The organism is Streptomyces sp. NPDC093568, from assembly GCF_044764945.1.
GTDB lineage: Bacteria > Actinomycetota > Actinomycetes > Streptomycetales > Streptomycetaceae > Streptomyces.
In genome coordinates this window covers 191688-210130 of record NZ_JBIWJD010000009.1, presented here as the reverse complement: position 1 = coordinate 210130, position 18443 = coordinate 191688, and the positions used below count along the sequence as shown (strand labels likewise).

General features: G+C 70.7%; 14 protein-coding genes. 8 read left to right on the top strand and 6 right to left on the bottom strand.

Translation table 11 applies throughout. From position 1 onward, the window contains the following. Window positions 1–88 precede the first annotated feature (88 nt). Complete coding sequence (gene metH / locus ACIRD7_RS32270) at window positions 89–3607, bottom strand: methionine synthase (RefSeq protein ID WP_403459153.1); 3519 nt, start codon at window positions 3605–3607, stop codon at window positions 89–91. Window positions 3608–3901: 294 nt separating this feature from the next. Here metH and ACIRD7_RS32265 point away from each other — a divergent pair, with 294 nt between their 5' ends. The 6 genes from ACIRD7_RS32265 to ACIRD7_RS32240 all read left to right on the top strand — a co-directional run bounded on the left by ACIRD7_RS32265 (window position 3902) and on the right by ACIRD7_RS32240 (window position 11125). After that, window positions 3902–4666, top strand: coding sequence for an IclR family transcriptional regulator (locus ACIRD7_RS32265; RefSeq protein ID WP_403459151.1), 765 nt, complete (start codon window positions 3902–3904; stop codon window positions 4664–4666). Window positions 4667–5009: 343 nt separating this feature from the next. After that, window positions 5010–5804 carry an MIP/aquaporin family protein gene (locus ACIRD7_RS32260; protein WP_403459148.1) on the top strand — a complete coding sequence of 265 codons (795 nt, stop codon included), beginning with the start codon at window positions 5010–5012 and terminating at the stop codon, window positions 5802–5804. Between the two features lie 97 nt (window positions 5805–5901). Beyond that, on the top strand, window positions 5902–7443 hold the full coding sequence (glpK, locus tag ACIRD7_RS32255; RefSeq protein ID WP_403459146.1) for a glycerol kinase GlpK: 1542 nt from the start codon (window positions 5902–5904) through the stop codon (window positions 7441–7443). 48 nt (window positions 7444–7491) lie between these two features. Continuing rightward, a complete protein-coding gene (locus tag ACIRD7_RS32250; RefSeq protein WP_403459144.1) occupies window positions 7492–9108 on the top strand; it encodes an FAD-dependent oxidoreductase in 1617 nt (538 codons plus the stop codon). Between the two features lie 266 nt (window positions 9109–9374). Then, window positions 9375–10046 (top strand): FadR/GntR family transcriptional regulator, encoded by a 672-nt coding sequence (locus tag ACIRD7_RS32245; RefSeq protein ID WP_403459143.1) that lies wholly within the window; start codon window positions 9375–9377, stop codon window positions 10044–10046. A gap of 152 nt (window positions 10047–10198) precedes the next feature. Then, window positions 10199–11125, top strand: coding sequence for a PAC2 family protein (locus tag ACIRD7_RS32240; RefSeq protein WP_403459141.1), 927 nt, complete (start codon window positions 10199–10201; stop codon window positions 11123–11125). Between the two features lie 74 nt (window positions 11126–11199). Here the strand turns inward: ACIRD7_RS32240 and ACIRD7_RS32235 are convergent, their stop codons facing one another. Then, complete coding sequence (locus tag ACIRD7_RS32235) at window positions 11200–12174, bottom strand: SMP-30/gluconolactonase/LRE family protein (RefSeq protein ID WP_403459140.1); 975 nt, start codon at window positions 12172–12174, stop codon at window positions 11200–11202. Window positions 12175–12484: 310 nt separating this feature from the next. On the opposite strand from ACIRD7_RS32235, the gene ACIRD7_RS32230 reads away from it, so the two are divergent. Both ACIRD7_RS32230 and ACIRD7_RS32225 read left to right on the top strand, forming a co-directional pair. Continuing rightward, complete coding sequence (locus tag ACIRD7_RS32230) at window positions 12485–14209, top strand: S8 family peptidase (protein ID WP_403459138.1); 1725 nt, start codon at window positions 12485–12487, stop codon at window positions 14207–14209. Window positions 14210–14244: 35 nt separating this feature from the next. After that, complete coding sequence (locus ACIRD7_RS32225) at window positions 14245–14844, top strand: hypothetical protein (protein ID WP_403459137.1); 600 nt, start codon at window positions 14245–14247, stop codon at window positions 14842–14844. Window positions 14845–14902: 58 nt separating this feature from the next. Here ACIRD7_RS32225 and mshC read toward each other — a convergent pair whose 3' ends face one another. The 4 genes from mshC to ACIRD7_RS32205 form a co-directional block, all read right to left on the bottom strand. After that, window positions 14903–16132, bottom strand: a complete 1230-nt coding sequence (gene mshC, locus ACIRD7_RS32220) for a cysteine--1-D-myo-inosityl 2-amino-2-deoxy-alpha-D-glucopyranoside ligase (RefSeq protein ID WP_403459135.1) — start codon at window positions 16130–16132, stop codon at window positions 14903–14905. Window positions 16133–16227: 95 nt separating this feature from the next. Then, on the bottom strand, window positions 16228–17046 hold the full coding sequence (locus ACIRD7_RS32215) for an SCO1664 family protein (protein WP_403459134.1): 819 nt from the start codon (window positions 17044–17046) through the stop codon (window positions 16228–16230). After that, entirely contained in the window at window positions 17010–17600 is a 591-nt protein-coding gene (locus ACIRD7_RS32210; RefSeq protein WP_403459133.1) for a DUF3090 domain-containing protein, read from the bottom strand. Before ACIRD7_RS32210 ends, ACIRD7_RS32215 begins: the two co-directional genes overlap by 37 nt. Window positions 17601–17699: 99 nt before the next feature. Further along, window positions 17700–18386 carry a histidine phosphatase family protein gene (locus ACIRD7_RS32205; RefSeq protein ID WP_403459132.1) on the bottom strand — a complete coding sequence of 229 codons (687 nt, stop codon included), beginning with the start codon at window positions 18384–18386 and terminating at the stop codon, window positions 17700–17702. Between the last annotated feature and the right edge of the window lie 57 nt (window positions 18387–18443).

Genomic DNA, 18443 nt, shown 5'->3' with positions numbered 1-18443 from the left:
GGACCGTCCAGTGTACGACCTGCGGCGGCGAAGCGCCTGATTTGATCGGTGTGCCTCGGGGCACAGCTGTCGCAGGCCGGGAGGCACATCAGCGTGCGTTGAAGTACTTCGCCTCCGGGTGGTGGATGACGATCGCGTCCGTGGACTGCTCGGGGTGCAACTGGAACTCCTCGGACAGGTGCACGCCGATGCGCTCCGGCTGGAGCAGGTCGGCGATCTTCGACCGGTCCTCCAGGTTCGGACAGGCGCCATAGCCCAGCGAGAAGCGGGCGCCGCGGTACTTCAGCGCGAACATGTCCTCGATGTCGGCCGGGTCCTCCCCGGCGAAGCCCAGCTCGGAACGCACGCGCGCGTGCCAGTACTCGGCGAGCGCCTCGGCCAACTGCACGGAAAGGCCGTGCAGTTCGAGGTAGTCGCGGTAGGCGTTCGCCTCGAACATCCGGGCCGTCTCCTCGCCGATCCGCGAGCCCACGGTGACCACCTGGAGTCCGACGACGTCGGTCTCGCCGGACTCCTGCGGGCGGAAGAAGTCCGCGAGGCACAGCCGGCGGCCGCGGCGCTGGCGCGGGAAGGTGAAGCGGGTGCGCTCGTTGCCGTGCTCGTCGAGCAGGATCAGGTCGTCGTCCTTGGAGACGCAGGGGAAGTAGCCGTAGACCACGGCCGCCTCCAGGAGGTTGTCCGTCTGGAGCCGGTCGAGCAGTCCGCGCAGCCGCGGGCGGCCCTCGGTCTCGACGAGTTCCTGGTACGACGGTCCGTCGCCGGCGCGGGTCTCCTTCAGGCCCCACTGGCCCTTGAAGAGGGCGCCCTCGTCGAGCCAGGAGGCGTACTCCTTGAGCTGGATGCCCTTGATGACGCGGGTGCCCCAGAACGGCGGCTCGGGGACCGGGTTGTCGGTGGCGACGTCGGAGCGGACGTGCCCTTCCTCGGGGCGCTCGTCCAGTACGGCGGCGGTGGCGGCGCTCCTGACGCGGCGCTGCTTGAGCTCGGGCAGCTTGGCGCCGGGCACGCCGCGCTTGACGCCGATGAGGGCGTCCATCAGACGCAGGCCCTCGAACGCGTCGCGGGCGTAGCGGACTTCGCCCTCGTACAGCTCGTGCAGGTCCTGCTCGACGTAGGCGCGGGTGAGGGCGGCGCCGCCGAGGATCACCGGGTAGTTCGCCGCGAGGCCGCGCTGGTTGAGCTCCTCCAGGTTCTCCTTCATGATCACCGTGGACTTCACCAGCAGGCCGGACATGCCGATGACGTCGGCCCGGTGCTCCTCGGCGGCCTCCAGGATCGCGGAGACGGGCTGCTTGATGCCCAGGTTCACCACGTTGTAGCCGTTGTTGGACAGGATGATGTCCACGAGGTTCTTGCCGATGTCGTGGACGTCGCCGCGCACGGTGGCCAGCACGATGGTGCCCTTGCCGTCGGCGTCCGTCTTCTCCATGTGCGGTTCGAGGTAGGCGACGGCGGCCTTCATCACCTCGGCGGACTGGAGGACGAACGGCAGCTGCATCTGGCCGGAGCCGAACAGCTCGCCGACGACCTTCATGCCGTCCAGCAGGGTGTTGTTGACGATGTCGAGGGCGGGCGTGTCCTGGAGGGCCTCGTCGAGGTCGGCCTCCAGACCGTTGCGCTCGCCGTCGATGATGCGGCGCTTGAGGCGCTCCTCCAGCGGCAGCGCGGCCAGCTCCTCGGCCTTGCCGGCCTTCAGGGACTTGGCGGTGGCGCCCTCGAACAGGGCCATCAGCTTCTGCAGCGGGTCGTAGCCCTCGGCACGGCGGTCGTAGATCAGGTCCAGGGCCGTCTGGACCTGCTCCTCGTCGAAGCGTGCGATCGGCAGGATCTTGGAGGCGTGCACGATCGCCGAGTCCAGACCCGCCTTGACGCACTCGTCGAGGAAGACGGAGTTCAGTAGGATGCGGGCGGCCGGGTTGAGGCCGAAGGAGATGTTCGACAGGCCGAGGGTGGTCTGGACGTCCGGGTGGAGCCGCTTGAGCTCGCGGATGGCCTCGATGGTGGCGATGCCGTCCTTGCGGGACTCCTCCTGACCGGTACAGATGGTGAAGGTCAGGGTGTCGATGAGGATGTCCGACTCGTGGATGCCCCAGTTGCCGGTCAGGTCGTCGATCAGCCGTTCGGCGATCTCGACCTTCTTCTCCGGGGTGCGGGCCTGGCCCTCCTCGTCGATGGTCAGCGCGATCAGGGCCGCGCCGTGCTCCTGGGCGAGCTTGGTGACCTTCGCGAAGCGGGACTCGGGGCCGTCGCCGTCCTCGTAGTTGACGGAGTTGATGACCGCGCGGCCGCCCAGCTTCTCGAGGCCGGCCTGGATGACGTCGACCTCGGTGGAGTCCAGGACGATCGGCAGCGTGGAGGCGGTGGCGAAGCGGCCGGCGAGCTCCTCCATGTCGGCGACGCCGTCGCGGCCGACGTAGTCCACGCACAGGTCGAGCATGTGCGCGCCCTCGCGGATCTGCTCGCGGGCCATCTCCACGCAGTCGTCCCAGCGGGCCTCCAGCATGGCCTCGCGGAACTTCTTGGAGCCGTTGGCGTTGGTGCGCTCGCCGATGGCCAGGTAGGAGGTGTCCTGGCGGAACGGAACGGTCTGGTAGAGGGAGGCGGCGCCCGGCTCGGGGCGCGGGCTGCGCTCGGAGGGGGTGAGGTCGCGGACGCGGTCGACGACCTGGCGCAGGTGCTCGGGGGTGGTGCCGCAGCAGCCGCCGATGAGGGAGAGCCCGTAGTCGAGTACGAAGTTCTCCTGGGCGTCGGCGAGGCCCTCGGCGTCGAGCGGGAAGTGCGCGCCGTCCTTGGTGAGGATCGGCAGACCGGCGTTCGGCATGCACAGCAGCGGGATGCGGGAGTGCCGGGTGAGGTAGCGCAGGTGCTCGCTCATCTCGGCCGGGCCGGTGGAGCAGTTCAGGCCGATCATGTCGATGCCGAGCGGCTCCAGGGCGGTGAGCGCGGCGCCGATCTCGGAGCCGAGCAGCATCGTGCCGGTCGTCTCGAACGCCATCGAGACCAGCAGGGGCACCTCGGTGCCGGTCGCCTCCATGGCGCGGCGGGCGCCGAGGACGGACGCCTTGGTCTGCAGCAGGTCCTGGGTGGTCTCGACGATCAGGGCGTCGGAGCCGCCGGCGAGCAGGCCCTCGGCGTTGGCCTGGTAGCCGTCGCGGATGGTGGTGTAGCCGACGTGGCCGAGGGTGGGCAGCTTGGTGCCGGGGCCGACCGAGCCCAGGACCCAGCGCGGGCGGCCGTCGCGGGCGGCGTGCTCGTCGGCCACCTCGCGGGCGATGCGGGCACCGGCCTCGGACAGTTCGTGCACGCGGTCGGCGATCTCGTACTCGGCCGCCGCCGTGTGGTTGGCCCCGAAGGTGTTGGTCTCGACGCAGTCGACGCCCACTGCGAAGTACGCGTCGTGGACGGAGCGGACGATGTCGGGGCGGGTGAGGTTGAGAATCTCGTTGCAGCCCTCGAGGTTCTCGAAGTCCTCGAGTGTGGGGTCCTGGGCCTGCAACATGGTGCCCATCGCTCCGTCGGCGACCACCACGCGGGTGGCGAGCGCCTCACGGAGTGCGGACACGCGGGTCCGGCTGTCGGCGGAAGGGGTCGGTGGCAACGAGGCCATGAAAGGGCTCCCTGGAGTGCGACGGCTGTCGGCTTTGCACCCATCACGGAACTGTCCGCGACGGGCGCACGCCGCCAGCGTAACCGGGACCGCGCGGAAGTGGTCAGGCAGTCCACGGGGCGGGACGACGAGGACGTCCGGGTCGATCTTCGGCCACGGGTGAGGCGACACAAGCGGTTGATGCCGACCGACCATTAGCGAGAGGTCGGCATCGACCGGTAGTGTTCGACATTGCCGAACGGCGGCAGCGACGTCGCGAGGTCGACGGTCGAAGGGGACGGAGGCAGTACGGCGATGGCACGGAACATCCAGTCGCTCGAACGGGCGGCCGCGATGCTGCGGCTCCTCGCGGGCGGCGAGCGACGCCTCGGCCTGTCGGACATCGCCTCGTCGCTGGGCCTCGCCAAGGGCACGGCCCACGGGATCCTGCGCACCCTCCAGCAGGAGGGCTTCGTCGAGCAGGACGACGCCTCCGGCCGCTACCAGCTGGGCGCCGAGCTGCTGCGCCTGGGCACCACCTATCTGGACGTCCACGAGCTGCGGGCACGGGCCCTGGTGTGGACGGACGACCTGGCCCGCTCCAGCGGGGAGAGCGTCTACCTGGGTGTCCTGCACCAGCAGGGCGTGCTCATCGTCCACCACGTCTTCCGCCCGGACGACAGCCGGCAGGTGCTGGAGATCGGCGCCATGCAGCCACTGCACTCCACGGCACTGGGCAAGGTCCTGTCGGCGTACGACCCCGTCGCGCACAGCGAGGCGATCGAGGCCGACCGCAAGGCCTTCACGGACCGCACGGTCTGCGAGCTGGACGGCTTCGAGCACATCCTCGACATGACACGCGCGCGTGGCTACGCGGCCGACGTCGAGGAGACCTGGGAGGGCGTCGCCTCCATGGCCGCCCCCATCCACGACCGGCGCCGCATGCCGGTCGGCGCCGTGGGCATCACCGGCGCCGTGGAGCGGCTGTGCCGGGACGGCGAGCTGCGTCCCGAGCTGATCGCGGCGGTACGGGACTGTGCCCGCGCGGTCTCGCGGGACCTGGGCGCCGGGCGGTTCTGAGGGACCCCGCGACGACGGGAACGCGCTCGGGCGCGGGAGAAACGGCCACCGGGGCGTCGTAGGACGTCCCGGGCTTCGTCATGTGCCGCTCCGCCGGTGGTCATATCGATAAAGCAACACAAGCAACAACGATCGCGCATTCGACGACAGAGGCCTTGACGCATCCCTCACACCGGGGCAAGACTCCCGTCCATCGGTCGGCATTGTCGAACACCTACCGGCAATACGCGCTAGAGTGTGACAGTGCCAAGGGCCGGCATCGCCCTCACCCCCGAGGGCAACGCGAACCACCGGTGGGACCCGGGGTTCGGCTTCCCCTGGACGAAGGACAAAGGAGTCGCGGGTGTCCAGCTCCGACATCTTCATCGGCGAGACCATCGGTACCGCCATACTCATCCTGCTCGGCGGTGGCGTCTGCGCCGCCGTCACGCTGAAGGCCTCCAAGGCTCGCAACGCCGGCTGGCTCGCCATCACCTTCGGGTGGGGCTTCGCAGTGCTCACGGCGGTCTACACCTCGGCGCCGCTGTCCGGCGCCCACCTGAACCCGGCCGTGACGGTCGCCCTGGCGATCAAGGACAACGACTGGAGCAACGTTCCGACGTACCTCGCCGGACAGTTCCTCGGCGCGGCGATCGGCGCGGCCCTGGTCTGGGTCGCCTACTACGGCCAGTTCCACGCCCACCTCACCGACAAGGAGATCGTCGGCGGTCCGGGCGCGCAGGCCACGGCGGCCAAGGCCGTCGAGGCCCAGGAGAAGGGCGCGGGCCCGGTCCTGGGCGTCTTCTCCACCGGTCCCGAGATCCGCAACGTGGTGCAGAACCTCCTCACGGAGATCATCGGCACCGTCGTGCTGGTGCTCGCCATCCTCACGCAGGGTCTCAACAACAACGGCGACGGCCTCGGCCCGATCGGTGCGCTGATCGTCGCGCTCGTCGTCGTCTCGATCGGTCTGTCCCTCGGCGGCCCGACCGGCTACGCGATCAACCCGGCCCGTGACCTCGGTCCGCGTATCGTGCACGCCCTTCTGCCCCTGCCCAACAAGGGCGGCTCCGACTGGGGCTACGCCTGGATCCCGGTGGTCGGTCCGCTGATCGGCGCGGCGATCGCTGCAGGCATCTACAACGTCGCTTTCGCTTAAGAGAACCGAGCTTCACCCGTTCGAGTGAGAAGCACCGAAACTCTCAGCACGCGCCGTACGTAAAGCCCCATAACCACGGAACTTCCAGGAGCTCACAGTGACCGACGCGCACACCGCCGGCCCCTTCATCGCAGCCATCGACCAAGGCACCACCTCTTCCCGCTGCATCGTCTTCGACCGCGACGGACGTATCGTCTCCGTCGACCAGAAGGAGCACGAGCAGATCTTCCCGAAGCCGGGCTGGGTCGAGCACAACGCCACGGAGATCTGGACCAACGTCCAGGAGGTCGTCGCCGGAGCCATCTCCAAGGCCGGCATCACCCGTGACGACATCAAGGCCATCGGTATCACCAACCAGCGCGAGACCACCGTGCTGTGGGACAAGAACACCGGTGAGCCCGTCCACAACGCCATCGTCTGGCAGGACACCCGCACCGACGCCCTGTGCAAGGAGCTCGGCCGCAACGTCGGGCAGGACCGCTTCCGCCGTGAGACCGGTCTGCCCCTCGCCTCCTACTTCGCCGGTCCCAAGGCCCGCTGGCTGCTGGACAACGTCGAGGGTCTGAAGGAGCGCGCCGAGGCCGGCGACATCCTCTTCGGCACCATGGACACCTGGGTCATCTGGAACCTGACCGGTGGTGCCGACGGCGGCAAGCACGTCACCGACGTCACGAACGCCTCCCGCACCATGCTGATGAACCTGCACACCATGGAGTGGGACGAGAAGATCGCCGAGTCGATCGGCGTGCCGCTGCAGATCCTGCCGGAGATCCGGTCCTCCGCCGAGGTCTACGGCGAGGTCACCGGCGGCAAGCTGGGCGAGCTGCTCGGCGGCATCCCGGTCGCCTCCGCGCTCGGCGACCAGCAGGCGGCCCTGTTCGGCCAGACCTGTTTCTCCGAGGGCGAGGTCAAGTCGACGTACGGCACCGGCACCTTCATGGTGATGAACACCGGTGACAAGATCATCAACTCGTACGCGGGCCTGCTGACCACGGTCGGCTACAAGATCGGCGACCAGCCGACGGTGTACGCCCTGGAGGGCTCGATCGCCGTCACCGGTTCGCTGGTGCAGTGGATGCGCGACCAGATGGGCCTGATCTCAACCGCCGCCGAGATCGAGACGCTCGCGCTCTCGGTCGAGGACAACGGCGGCGCCTACTTCGTACCGGCCTTCTCCGGCCTGTTCGCCCCGCACTGGCGCTCCGACGCCCGCGGTGTGATCGCCGGCCTGACCCGGTACGTCACCAAGGCGCACCTCGCGCGCGCCGTCCTGGAGGCGACCGCGTGGCAGACGCGGGAGATCGCCGACGCCATGGTCAAGGACTCCGGCGACGAGCTGGTGGCCCTGAAGGTCGACGGCGGCATGACCTCCAACAACCTGCTGATGCAGACCCTCTCGGACGTCCTGGACGCACCCGTGGTGCGCCCGATGGTCGCCGAGACCACCTGCCTCGGCGCCGCCTACGCCGCCGGTCTCGCCGTCGGCTTCTGGTCCGGTACCGACGAACTGCGCGCCAACTGGCGCCGGGCCGCCGAGTGGACCCCCCACATGGACGCGGACACCCGCGACCGTGAGTACAAGAACTGGCTCAAGGCCGTCGAGCGGACCATGGGCTGGATCGAGGACGACGAGAGCTGACAACAGCTCTCCCAGCTCTCGAACTCTGATGAGGAGTAAGAACCCGAAATGACCAGTCAGACCACCCTGCAGTCCGTGCCTGCCCTCGGTACGCGCCCGGCCTCCGGCTTCAACCCGAGCCGAGCCGAGACCCGGGAGCAGCTCTCCAAGGCGTCGTACGACCTTCTCGTGATCGGCGGCGGCATCCTGGGCATCTCCACCGCCTGGCACGCCGCGCAGTCCGGCCTCAGGGTGGCTCTGGTCGACGCCGGCGACTTCGCCGGCGCCACCTCCTCCGCCTCCTCCAAGCTGCTCCACGGCGGTCTGCGCTACCTGCAGACCGGCGCGGTGAAGCTGGTGGCGGAGAACCACTTCGAGCGCCGTGCGGTCTCCCGCCAGGTGGCTCCCCACCTGGCGAACCCGCTCACGTTCTACCTCCCCGTGTACAAGGGCGGGCCGCACGGCGCCGCGAAGCTCGGGGCGGGAGTCTTCGCCTACTCCGCGCTCTCCGCGTTCGGTGACGGCGTCGGCCACCTCCTGTCCCCCGCCAAGGCGGCGCAGGACGTGCCCGAGCTGCGCACCGACAACCTCAAGGCCGTGGCCGTGTACGGCGACGACCAGATGAACGACGCGCGCATGGCGCTGATGACGGTCCGCGGGGCCGTCGAGGCGGGCGCGGTCGTGCTCAACCACGCCGAGGTCACCGGCCTGCGCTTCACCAAGGGCCGGGTGACCGGCGCGGACCTCAAGGACCGTCTGTCCGGTGACGAGTTCGGCGTCAACGCCCGTCTCGTGCTGAACGCGACCGGTCCCTGGGTCGACCACCTGCGCAAGATGGAGGACCCGAACGCCGCCCCGTCGATCCGGCTGTCGAAGGGCGCGCACCTGGTCCTGAAGCGGACCGCGCCCTGGAAGGCCGCGCTCGCGACCCCGATCGACAAGTACCGCATCACGTTCGCCCTGCCGTGGGAGGACATGCTGCTCCTCGGCACCACGGACGAGGAGTTCGAGGGCGACCCGGCGGATGTCGCGGTCAACGACAAGGACATAGCCCAGATCCTGGACGAGGCCGCGTTCTCGATCCGGGACCAGCAGCTGGACCGCGATCTGATCACGTACGCCTTCGCGGGTCTGCGGGTGCTGCCGGGCGGTCCCGGTGACACGGCGAAGGCCAAGCGCGAGACGGTCGTGACCGAGGGAACCGGCGGGATGCTGTCCGTCGCGGGCGGCAAGTGGACCACCTTCCGGCACATCGGCCGCACGATCATGCAGAAGCTGGAGTCCCTGCCGGGCGCTCCGCTGGGCGACGACTTCGAGCCGATCGCCTCGCTGCCGAAGAAGCTGCCGCTGCCGGGCATCGCCAACCCGCGCGCGGTCGCCCACCGCCTGCTGACCGACCGTCCGGCGCCGGGTCCGCGCATGGCGGCCGACACCGCCAAGCACCTGGCCACGCACTACGGTTCGCTGGCCTTCGACATCGCCCGCATCGCCAACGAGAACCCGGAGCTGGGCGAGCGCGTCCACCCGGACGCCCCGGAGATCTGGGCCCAGGTCGTCTACGCCCGGGACAACGAGTGGGCCGAGACGCAGGACGACGTGCTGCGCCGGCGTACGACGCTGACGATCCGGGGCCTGGCGACGGACGACGTCCGGGCGAAGGTGCAGGACCTGCTCGACAAGAAGTGACCTCGCAGGCGCCGCGAGAGGTTTCCGCCGGATGGGCCTCTCTCGGTGCCGGGTCCGGCCACACTCCCCTGACCAGGCCGGACCGCACGAGGGCGGCCCCATCCGCACCGGGGCCGGCCACGCCGGAAGGGGCGGTTCCGCGCCGATGGAGCCGCCCCTTTCGCATGCCCGTCACCCATGAACCGCGCCGTCACCGACCCCGCCCCGCATAATGACCTGGGTGATCGGATGTCTCGCACGACGTCCTGAACGACAGGGAGGGCGCCATGGCAGTCACCGACGAGGCGATCGAGAGGATCAAGGGCATGATCGTCTCCGGCGCGCTGCGCCCCGGCGACCGGCTTCCCAAGGAGAGCGAGCTCGCCGCGGAACTCGGGCTGTCCCGCAATTCCCTGCGGGAGGCCGTGCGAGCGCTGTCGCTGATCCGGATCCTGGACGTGCGCCAGGGCGACGGCACCTATGTCACGAGCCTGGATCCGCAGCTGCTGCTGGAGGCGCTGAGCTTCGTCGTCGACTTCCACCGGGACGACACCGTGCTGGAGTTCCTGGCCGTGCGCCGGATCCTGGAGCCGGCGGCGACGGCGATGGCCGCGTCCCGGATCAGCGAGCAGCAACTGGACGCGCTGACGAACCAGCTGGAGAAGCTCGGTGACGCCCCGTCGGTGGAGGAACTCGTCGCCTGCGACCTGGAGTTCCACCGGGGCATCGTGCGGAGCTCCGGCAATTCGGTCCTGTGCTCGCTCCTCGACGGGCTGTCCGGGCCGACGACCCGGGCCCGCATCTGGCGGGGGCTGACCCAGGAGGACGCGGTCAGCCGGACCCTGCACGAGCACCGGGCGATCCTGGCGGCGCTGCGGGACCGGGACGCCGAGGCGGCGCGGTCGTGGGCGACGGTGCACATCGCGAGCGTGGAGCAGTGGTTGCGGTCCAGTCTGTGAGCCGGACACAGCTCGGATGACTGCGGGGTGTTCCGAGGTGGCGAACGGGGCAGTGATCCGTTCACTCCCCCGTGCAAGGGGGCTGCGGTCGCCCCCGCGGCACGCCGTAAGGTTGGTTCGTCAGGCGAGGGCACGTCGGAAGGAGGCACTGGGTGATCGAGCTCGAGGGGGTTCCCGAGCTGATCGACCCGGTCATGGTGGCCGCGTTCGAGGGCTGGAACGATGCCGGCGACGCCGCCTCCACCGCGGTCGCGCATCTGGACAAGGAGTGGAAGGGCGAGGTGTTCGCGGCGCTGGACGCCGAGGACTACTACGACTTCCAGGTGAACCGCCCCACGGTGTGGATGGACGCGGGCGTCCGCAAGATCACCTGGCCGACGACCCGGCTCTCGGTGGTCCGGGTCGGCGGCGAGAAGCCGCGTGATCTCGTCCTCGTCCGAGGTATCGAACCGTCCATGCGCTGGCGTTCGTTCTGCAACGAGCTCCTGGGCTTCGCGCACGAGCTGGGCGTGGAGCTGGTCGTCATCCTGGGCGCCCTGCTCGGTGACACCCCGCACACACGTCCGGTCCCGATCAGCGGCACCACGTCCGACGCGGACCTGGCCCGCCGGATGGACCTGGAGGAGACCAAGTACGAGGGCCCGACGGGCATCGTCGGCATCCTCCAGGAGGCGTGCACGCACGCGGGCGTACCGGCGGTGTCGCTGTGGGCCGCGGTACCGCACTACGTCTCCCAGCCGCCGAACCCGAAGGCGACGCTGGCGCTGCTGAACCGGCTCGAGGACCTGATCGACGTACGCATCCCGCTGGGCGAGCTGCCCGAGGACGCGCGCGCCTGGCAGGTCGGCGTGGACCAGCTGGCCGCGGAGGACAGCGAGGTCGCGGAGTACGTGCAGACGCTGGAGGAGGCCCGGGACACCGCGGAGCTGCCGGAGGCGTCGGGCGAGGCGATCGCCCGCGAGTTCGAGCGGTATCTGCGGCGCCGGGACGGCGGTCCGTCGGCCGGCGACCGTACGCGCCCGCCGATGCCCCCGAAGCCTGGCGGCAAGGACGACGACGAGGACTCGTCGGAGGACTGAGGCCGTGCAGGCCTGGCTGAGGGCGGTGCGCCGTGTCGCGCACCGCCCTCAGCCGTGAGCTCGGGGCACCAGGGTCAGGCGGGTACGGAGATCACGTCGTACGTCGTCTCCGGCGTGGGCGTCGTGGTGAAGCGCGCGTTGGGCAGGTAGAGGCGGCCCTGGTACGCGGCCACCGTGGTCGGTACGTCGAAGCGCGGGTCGGTGATACGGCGCCGGAAGACGCCGCTGCGGCCGTCGGGGGCGAGCCGGAACACGTCGATGCCGTTCTGCCGGTTCTGGACGACGTACAGCGTGCGGCCGATCAGCAGCAGGCCGTCGCCGTTGGTGAGCGGTGCCGCGTCGCCGAGGTCGACGAGTTCGGTGACGCCGGTGCGCGGGTTGACGCGGTGCAGGCCGCCGGCGCCGGACTGGACGACGAGCAGCGCGGAGCCGTCGGGGGTGGTGGTGATGCCGTTGGCGTTGACGACCTCGCCGGGGGCCTGGCTCCAGGCGCCGCTCAGGGGGATCGTCACGACCTCGTCCGCGTCGGGCAGCCGGCCGTGCCGGCCGAGCGGGAGGGCGTACAGCGCGGGCTGGTAGGAGTCGGTGAACCAGGCCGTGCGCGAGGTCAGGAACACGTCGTTGGTGAAGGTCGGGCTCGCCGTGGTGAGCCGGTAGGAAGCCAGGATCTCGCCGGTGCGGGCGTCCACCACACGGGCGCCCTCGCCGCGTCCGGCGACGAACAGGCGTCCTCGGTGGTCGAGTTTGAGGCCGACCGACGGGGTGCCGGGCCCGGCGGAGACGATCGCGCCCTCGCCGGTGCGCAGGTCCGCGCGGTAGATCGAGCCGTCGCCGAGCGAGCCCAGGTAGGCGTACGGTCCGCCGCCGATGGTGATGCCCTCGGGGCGGAAGCCGTTCGGGAGGCGGAGCGCGGCGGGGCGGCTCTTTCCGGCCGCGGCGGCGGGGGTGCCGGCGGTCCCGACGAGTGCGGCGCCCGCGGTGGCGACGCCGGCCGTCAGGAGTCTGCGGCGGGTGGGGTGAGGTGCGAAGGAGCCATGTTCGGGGGCCACGGTGCGTCCTTTCGCGGACAGGACCGGCCGACAGCTGGTCCAGTGGTCAACTGACTCCCCCACCCCACCACACACCGGTCGTCTCCGCAGCCGTGGACCGTCTCTCGACAGGGACTGGACAGCAGCTGGCCGGATTATGGCGTGACATCTCTTTCCGGACGGATTGCACACGTTGCCCAATTCAACTTGTTTCCAAACCAAGTTGACGAAAACAGTCTGGACGGACCGGGCCGTGCGTGCTTGGTTGTTGCCCGAAGGCGCGCCGCACCACCCGCACTTGGCAACCCAGGACCGAAGGGAGCGGCAGACGATGACCGACCAGGCAGAGCCGGCGCGGGGCCCGGGAGCGTCCGGGCCGGGGCCCGACGGAGCGGGATTCACCTATCGAGGAGCCGAGCGGGAGCTGATCGTCGTCGCCCGTCCCGAGGCCCGGCTGCGGGCGCGGACCGAGGGCGTCCGGTCGGTGGCGGGCGCGGACGTCTCGGCGCTCAACATGTTCCTCGGCGACGAACAGCTCACTCTGGAGCCGCTGTTCGGCAGCGAGGAGCGCCTCCAGCAGGCCACGAGCACGGACGACGTACCGGACCTCGCGCTGTTCTACCGGGTGCGCGGCGGGGAGAGCCGGGCCGAGGAACTGCGGTCCCGTATCGCCGCGTTGCCGGGGATCGACACGGCGTACGTGAAACCGGGCGCGGTGCCCGCCTCCTTCGGGACGCTCGGTGAGAACGGCGGCCGGCTGAAGGAGGGCACACCGGTCACGCCCGACTTCAGCGGCCGGCAGGGCTATCTGCGGCCCGCGCCGGAGGGCGTGGACGCCCACTGGGCCTGGCAGCGGCCCGGCGGCGCCGGTCAGGGCGTGACCGTGATCGACGTGGAGGGCTCCTGGCAGCTGGGGCACGAGGACCTGGCCGGCAAGCTGGCCGGTGTCGTCATCGGCACGCCGGTGGCCGACCTGGCCTGGCGCAACCACGGCACCGCCGTGATCGGTGTGATCGGCGGCGACCGGGGCGAGTTCGGCGTCACCGGCATCGTGCCGGAGACGCTGACCGCGGCCGCGTCCTTCCAGGACGTCGGCACGGCCGCGGCGATCCACGCGGCGGCCGAGCGGCTGGGCCCCGGTGACATCGTGCTGATCGAACTGCACCGGCCGGGACCCCGGTTCGAGTACGCCGAACGCGACGACCAGCGCGGGTACATCGCCCTTGAGTGGTGGCCGGACGACCTCGCCGCCATCCGCCACGCCACCGCCAAGGGTGTCCTCGTGGTGGCTGCAGCGGGCAACGGCGCCGAGTCGCTGGACGACGCGGTCTACGAGCGCCGCCCCGACGAGTTCCCCGAGAGCTGGCGCAACCCGTTCAACCCGTCCAACCCGCCCTCCGGCGCGGTCCTGGTCGGCGCCGGCGCCCCGCCGCCCGGCACGCACGGGCGCGACCACGGCCCGGACCGCTCACGGCTCGCGTTCTCCAACTACGGCGCCCGGGTGGACGCGCAGGGCTGGGGGCGCGAGGTGACGACGACCGGTGGCTTCTGGGACCGGCCCGGCGACCTGCAGGGCGGCCCCGAGGAGATCGCCTGGTACACGGACACCTTCTCGGGGACGTCGTCCGCCTCGCCGGTCGTGGTCGGCGCGCTGGCCGCGCTCCAGGGCATGCTCAAGGCGGCCGGCCAGCCGCCGATGTCCCCCGAGCGGGCCCGCGCGGTGCTGCGGGCGACCGGCTCCCCGCAGCAGGACGCGCCGGGCCGGCCCGCCTCGCAGCGGATCGGCAACCGGCCCGACATCAGGGCCGCGGTCACCGATCTGGTCCCGCACGCGGTCGGCTCGGGCAAGGCCGAGCGCTACTGGGACGAGTTGCTGCCGTATCCCCGTGAACTTCCGCCCCGGCTCCGGCTGTTCGTGGCCGGCGACTGGCGGAACCTGAACCGTCCGTCCCCCGAGATCCGCCAGGCGGTCCACACCGCCTTCGCGGGGGGACGCCCCGACGTCCGGGTGTGGTTCTCGGACGACGAGATCGTCGGCCTGGTGATCACCGGCTGACGCAGCCCATCACATCAAGGGAAGGTGACACCCGAATGAGCACCACCCCGCAGATGAGTCACATGGGACAACAGCAAGGTCAGCAGTACCCGAGCACCTCGCCGTACCAGCAGCAGCCGTTCGGGCAGCAGCCGTACGGACAGCAGCAGTTCGGGCAGCAGGGTTACGGCCAGCAGCAGGACTACGGTCAGCAGCAGCCGTTCGGCATGGGCATGGGCGGCTCGCTGGAGCAGCTCCAGCAGCTCGGCCGGCAGCAGCCGTACCAGCAACTGCTCCAGCAACTGGCCCCGCAGCAGGACCAGCAGGACCAGCGGGCTCAGCAGGCCGAGCAGCAGATGCAGCAGCAGTTGCAGCAGGTCGCGCTGGCCGCCGTACAACAGGTGGTCCAGCAGGTGCAGGCGCAGGCCCTGGCCTCCGGCGTGGCGAACGGCTTCGTCGACATCGTCCACCCGCTCCAGGGGCAGCCGCACCAGATCTTCCTGCGGATCAACAACCAGTTCCGGGTCCTCAACAACCCGAACCCGCAGATCCACCAGCAGATCCAGCAGGCGTTCGCGTTCGGCCACCAGGTGATCGGTATCTGGGACACCCAGTCACCGAGCGTCCTGCGCAGCGTCCGGATCCAGCGGATCTGACCGGCAGGAGCGAGAACAGGGGCGCCCCCTCCGGTGAGGAGGGGGCGCCTTCTCGCTGTTACAGGGCCACGCCCATCAGCGCGTCCACGGCCCGCGATACGACACCGGGGGCGCCGATGTCCGTTCCGCCCTCGGCGTCCTGCCGCGCGACCCAGCGGTCGACCGCGGCGAGCGCGGCCGGGGCGTCCAGGTCGTTCGCGAGGGCCTCGCGGATCTCCTCGACCAGCGCCTCCGCGGCCGGTCCGTCGGGCCGGGACACCGCGGCACGCCAGCAGCCGAGGCGGGCCACGGCGTCCTGGAGCACCTGGTCGGTCCACTCCCAGTCGGCCCGGTAGTGGTGGGCGAGCAGGGCGAGCCGGATGGCGGCGGGGTCGACGCCGTCGCGGCGCAGCTGGGAGACGAAGACGAGGTTGCCCTTGGACTTGGACATCTTCTCGCCGTGCAGCGCGACCATGCCCGCGTGGACATAGGCCTTGGCCATGGGGAACTCGCCGGTCAGCACCTGGGCGTGCGAGGCGCCCATCTCGTGGTGCGGGAAGGCGAGGTCGGAGCCGCCGCCCTGGACGTCGAAGCCCATGCCGAGGTGGTCGAGGGCGATGGCGACGCACTCGATGTGCCAGCCGGGCCGGCCGCGCCCGAGCGAACCGCCGTCCCAGCTGGGCTCGCCCTCGCGGGCGGCCATCCACAGCATCGGGTCGAGCGGGTCCTTCTTGCCGGGCCGCTCGGGGTCGCCGCCGCGCTCGGCGGACAGCAGCCGCATGGCGGCGGCGTCGAGGTGGGAGACCTTGCCGAAGTGCGGGTCGGACTCGACGGAGAAGTAGATGTCGCCGTCGAGTTCGTAGGCGGCGCCGGCGTCCCGCAGCCGCTCGACCAGGGGGACGATGCCGGGTATCGCCTCCACCGCGCCGATGTAGTGCCGGGGCGGCAGCATCCGCAGGGCGGTCATGTCCTCGCGGAAGAGGGCGGTTTCCTTCTCGGCGAGGGCGACCCAGTCGATGTCGTCGCGCTGGGCCCGCTCCAGGAGCGGATCGTCGACGTCGGTGACGTTCTGGACGTAGTGAACCTGCCGCTTGGTGTCGAGCCACACGCGCTGCACGAGGTCGAACGCGTTGTAGGTCGCCGCGTGTCCCAGGTGGGTGGCGTCGTACGGGGTGATGCCGCAGACGTAGATACGGGCGACGGGACCGGGGTCGAGGGTGATCGGGCCCCCGGTCGCGGTGTCGTGGATCCTCAGGTCGCGGCCCTGACCGGGCAGGGCGGGGACCTCAGAAGCGGGCCAGGCATACATGTCATGAGCCTAACCGGACGGATGTTCCGCACACGAACCGGACCAGGCCAGATGGCCGGTGAGGCGCTCTTGCGCGATACCCCGCCAGTGTGCTCCTACACGGGCGGCCAGGGAATGGCCGGCCACTCCCCGCTCGGCTCCGGATGTTTCCCGGCTGCCAGCAGCGCCTCGACCCGCGCGCGTGTGGCCGCCAGCTCGGCGGCGGTGATCAGCCCGGCGAGCCGTACGGCCAGCGCGCCGCCCTCCTTCAGCCCGTCCCGCAGGCCGCCGAGCACCTCGACGGCCTCGCCGGTCAGGGGCTCGCCCGCCCAGCCCCACAGGAGCGTGCGCAGCTTGTTCTCGACGTTGAACGTGACGCCGTGGTCGATGCCGTGGAGCCGGCCGTCCTCGGTGGGCAGCAGGTGCCCGCCCTTGCGGTCGGCGTTGTTGATCACGGCGTCGAGGACCGCAAGGCGTCTGAGCCGCTCGTCGTCGGCGTGCACCAGCAGAGCGGTCTTCCCCTCGCCGACCTCGGCGAGAGCGATCGCCTTCCAGCCGGGCTCGGGCTCCTCCCCGTCCACCAGGGCGAGCAGCTCGGCCTCGGGCGTCACGTCGATCCACAGCTGGACCATGCCCTCGCCGTACGGCCCGTCGCGCAGCACGGTGGGCGGGACGAGCCCCCAGCCGGTCGCCTCGGAGACCTCGTAGGCGGCGACCTCGCGCTGCGCGAGGGTGCCGTCGGGAAAGTCCCACAGCGGCCGCTCACCGGCGACCGGCTTGTACACGCAGGACGCCTCCTGCCCCTGGTACGCCACCGTGCACAGCAGTGCCGCGTTGGAGGCCTCGCGGATGCGGCCGCGCACAGTCAGCTCACCCTCGGTGAGCAGGTCCACGGGGGTCACGCTCCGCGGCGGTATCCGTTCTGGCGCGGACATACGTGTCCTTCCGGGTCGAGCGGGAGGCTGCACAGCGGGCACGGCGGCCTTCCGGCGTTGACGACGTCCAGGGCGCGCTTGGCGAAGGCCCTCGCCTGGGCGCCGGTGAGGCGGACCCGCAGCATCGGGGGCCCGTTCTCCTCGTCCTGGAGCAGCCGCTCCTCGGCCTCGGCGAGGTCCTCCTCGGAGTCGGCGTCGAGCTCCACGAGGGCCTGCGCCTCGACGATCATGCGCTGTTCCTCGCCGTCCCAGGCGAGGGCCATGGTGCCGACGCGGAACTCCTCCTCGATGGGGGTGTCCAGCGGGCCGGTGTCGGCGACTTCCGAGGGCGCCATGGCGGGGACCGCCGCGCTGCCGCCGCTACGCCGTACGACCTCGTCGAGCAGTTCGTCCATGCGCTCGGCGAGGGCGGCGACCTGGGTCTTCTCCAGGGCCACGCTGGTCACGCGGGAGCCGGCGACGGCCTGGAGGAAGAACGTACGGCGTCCGGGCAGTCCTACCGTGCCGGCCACGAAGCGGTCCGGGGGGTCGTAGAGGAACACCTGACGGGACACGTCCTGTCTCCATGGGAATCGTGAGTACGGCGAGTGATGAGTCGGCGAGATCGTGGGTACGGCGCTGCTTCAACCGCTTCACCCTACTGCGCCGGACGATCACGGTGCGCCCGCGCCGCCGCCCACCGTCGCGTCGTCGGCCGGCGGTTCCTCGCGCGGGGCGAGGGAGGCGAAGTCACCGGTGTCCCCGAGGCGTACGAGGAACGGCCTCAGGCGTGTGTAACGGATCGCGGTGATGGAACACGGTTCAACGGAAATCCTCTGGAAGAGGTCGAGATGAAGACCCAGTGCGTCCGCCACGAGCGACTTGATGATGTCGCCGTGGGAGCACATCAGGTAGACGGCGTCGGCGCCGTGGTCGCGTTCCACGCGCGCGTTCCACTCCCGTACGGCCTCCGCGGCCCGGGTCTGCATGGCCCGCATCGACTCCCCGCCGGGGAACGCGGCCGCCGACGGGTGGGCCTGGACGACCTCCATCAGCGGCTCGTCCTTGAGTTCGGCGAGCTTGCGGCCGGACCAGTCGCCGTAGTGGCACTCCCCGATCCGGTCGTCGGTGTGGGCGGTGAGGCCGGGGCGGGCGTCGAGGAGCGGCCGGATCGTCTCCTGGCAGCGTTGGAGCGGGCTGGTGACGATCTCGGAGATCGGCAGCTCGGCGAGCCGTCCGGGCAGGGCGGCGGCCTGCGCGGCCCCGCGCTCGTCGAGGGCGACGCCGGGCGTCCAGCCGGCGAGCAGTCCCTCGGTGTTGGCGGTGGAACGTCCGTGCCGGACCAGGATCAGCGTGGGCATGCCGCCCAGGGTAGGCGTACAAAGGGGTGCGCCCGGGGGCTGAGGACGGGAGAATAC

Bases quoted from the DNA above. Each gene is read 5' to 3' on its own strand.
- metH (WP_403459153.1), bottom strand. From the start codon at position 3,607: ATGGCCTCGTTGCCACCGACCCCTTCCGCCGACAGCCGGACCCGCGTG.
- ACIRD7_RS32265 (WP_403459151.1), top strand. From the start codon at position 3,902: ATGGCACGGAACATCCAGTCGCTCGAACGGGCGGCCGCGATGCTGCGG.
- ACIRD7_RS32250 (WP_403459144.1), top strand. From the start codon at position 7,492: ATGACCAGTCAGACCACCCTGCAGTCCGTGCCTGCCCTCGGTACGCGC.
- ACIRD7_RS32245 (WP_403459143.1), top strand. From the start codon at position 9,375: ATGGCAGTCACCGACGAGGCGATCGAGAGGATCAAGGGCATGATCGTC.
- ACIRD7_RS32230 (WP_403459138.1), top strand. From the start codon at position 12,485: ATGACCGACCAGGCAGAGCCGGCGCGGGGCCCGGGAGCGTCCGGGCCG.
- ACIRD7_RS32225 (WP_403459137.1), top strand. From the start codon at position 14,245: ATGAGCACCACCCCGCAGATGAGTCACATGGGACAACAGCAAGGTCAG.
- mshC (WP_403459135.1), bottom strand. From the start codon at position 16,132: ATGTATGCCTGGCCCGCTTCTGAGGTCCCCGCCCTGCCCGGTCAGGGC.
- ACIRD7_RS32215 (WP_403459134.1), bottom strand. From the start codon at position 17,046: ATGTCCGCGCCAGAACGGATACCGCCGCGGAGCGTGACCCCCGTGGAC.
- ACIRD7_RS32205 (WP_403459132.1), bottom strand. From the start codon at position 18,386: ATGCCCACGCTGATCCTGGTCCGGCACGGACGTTCCACCGCCAACACC.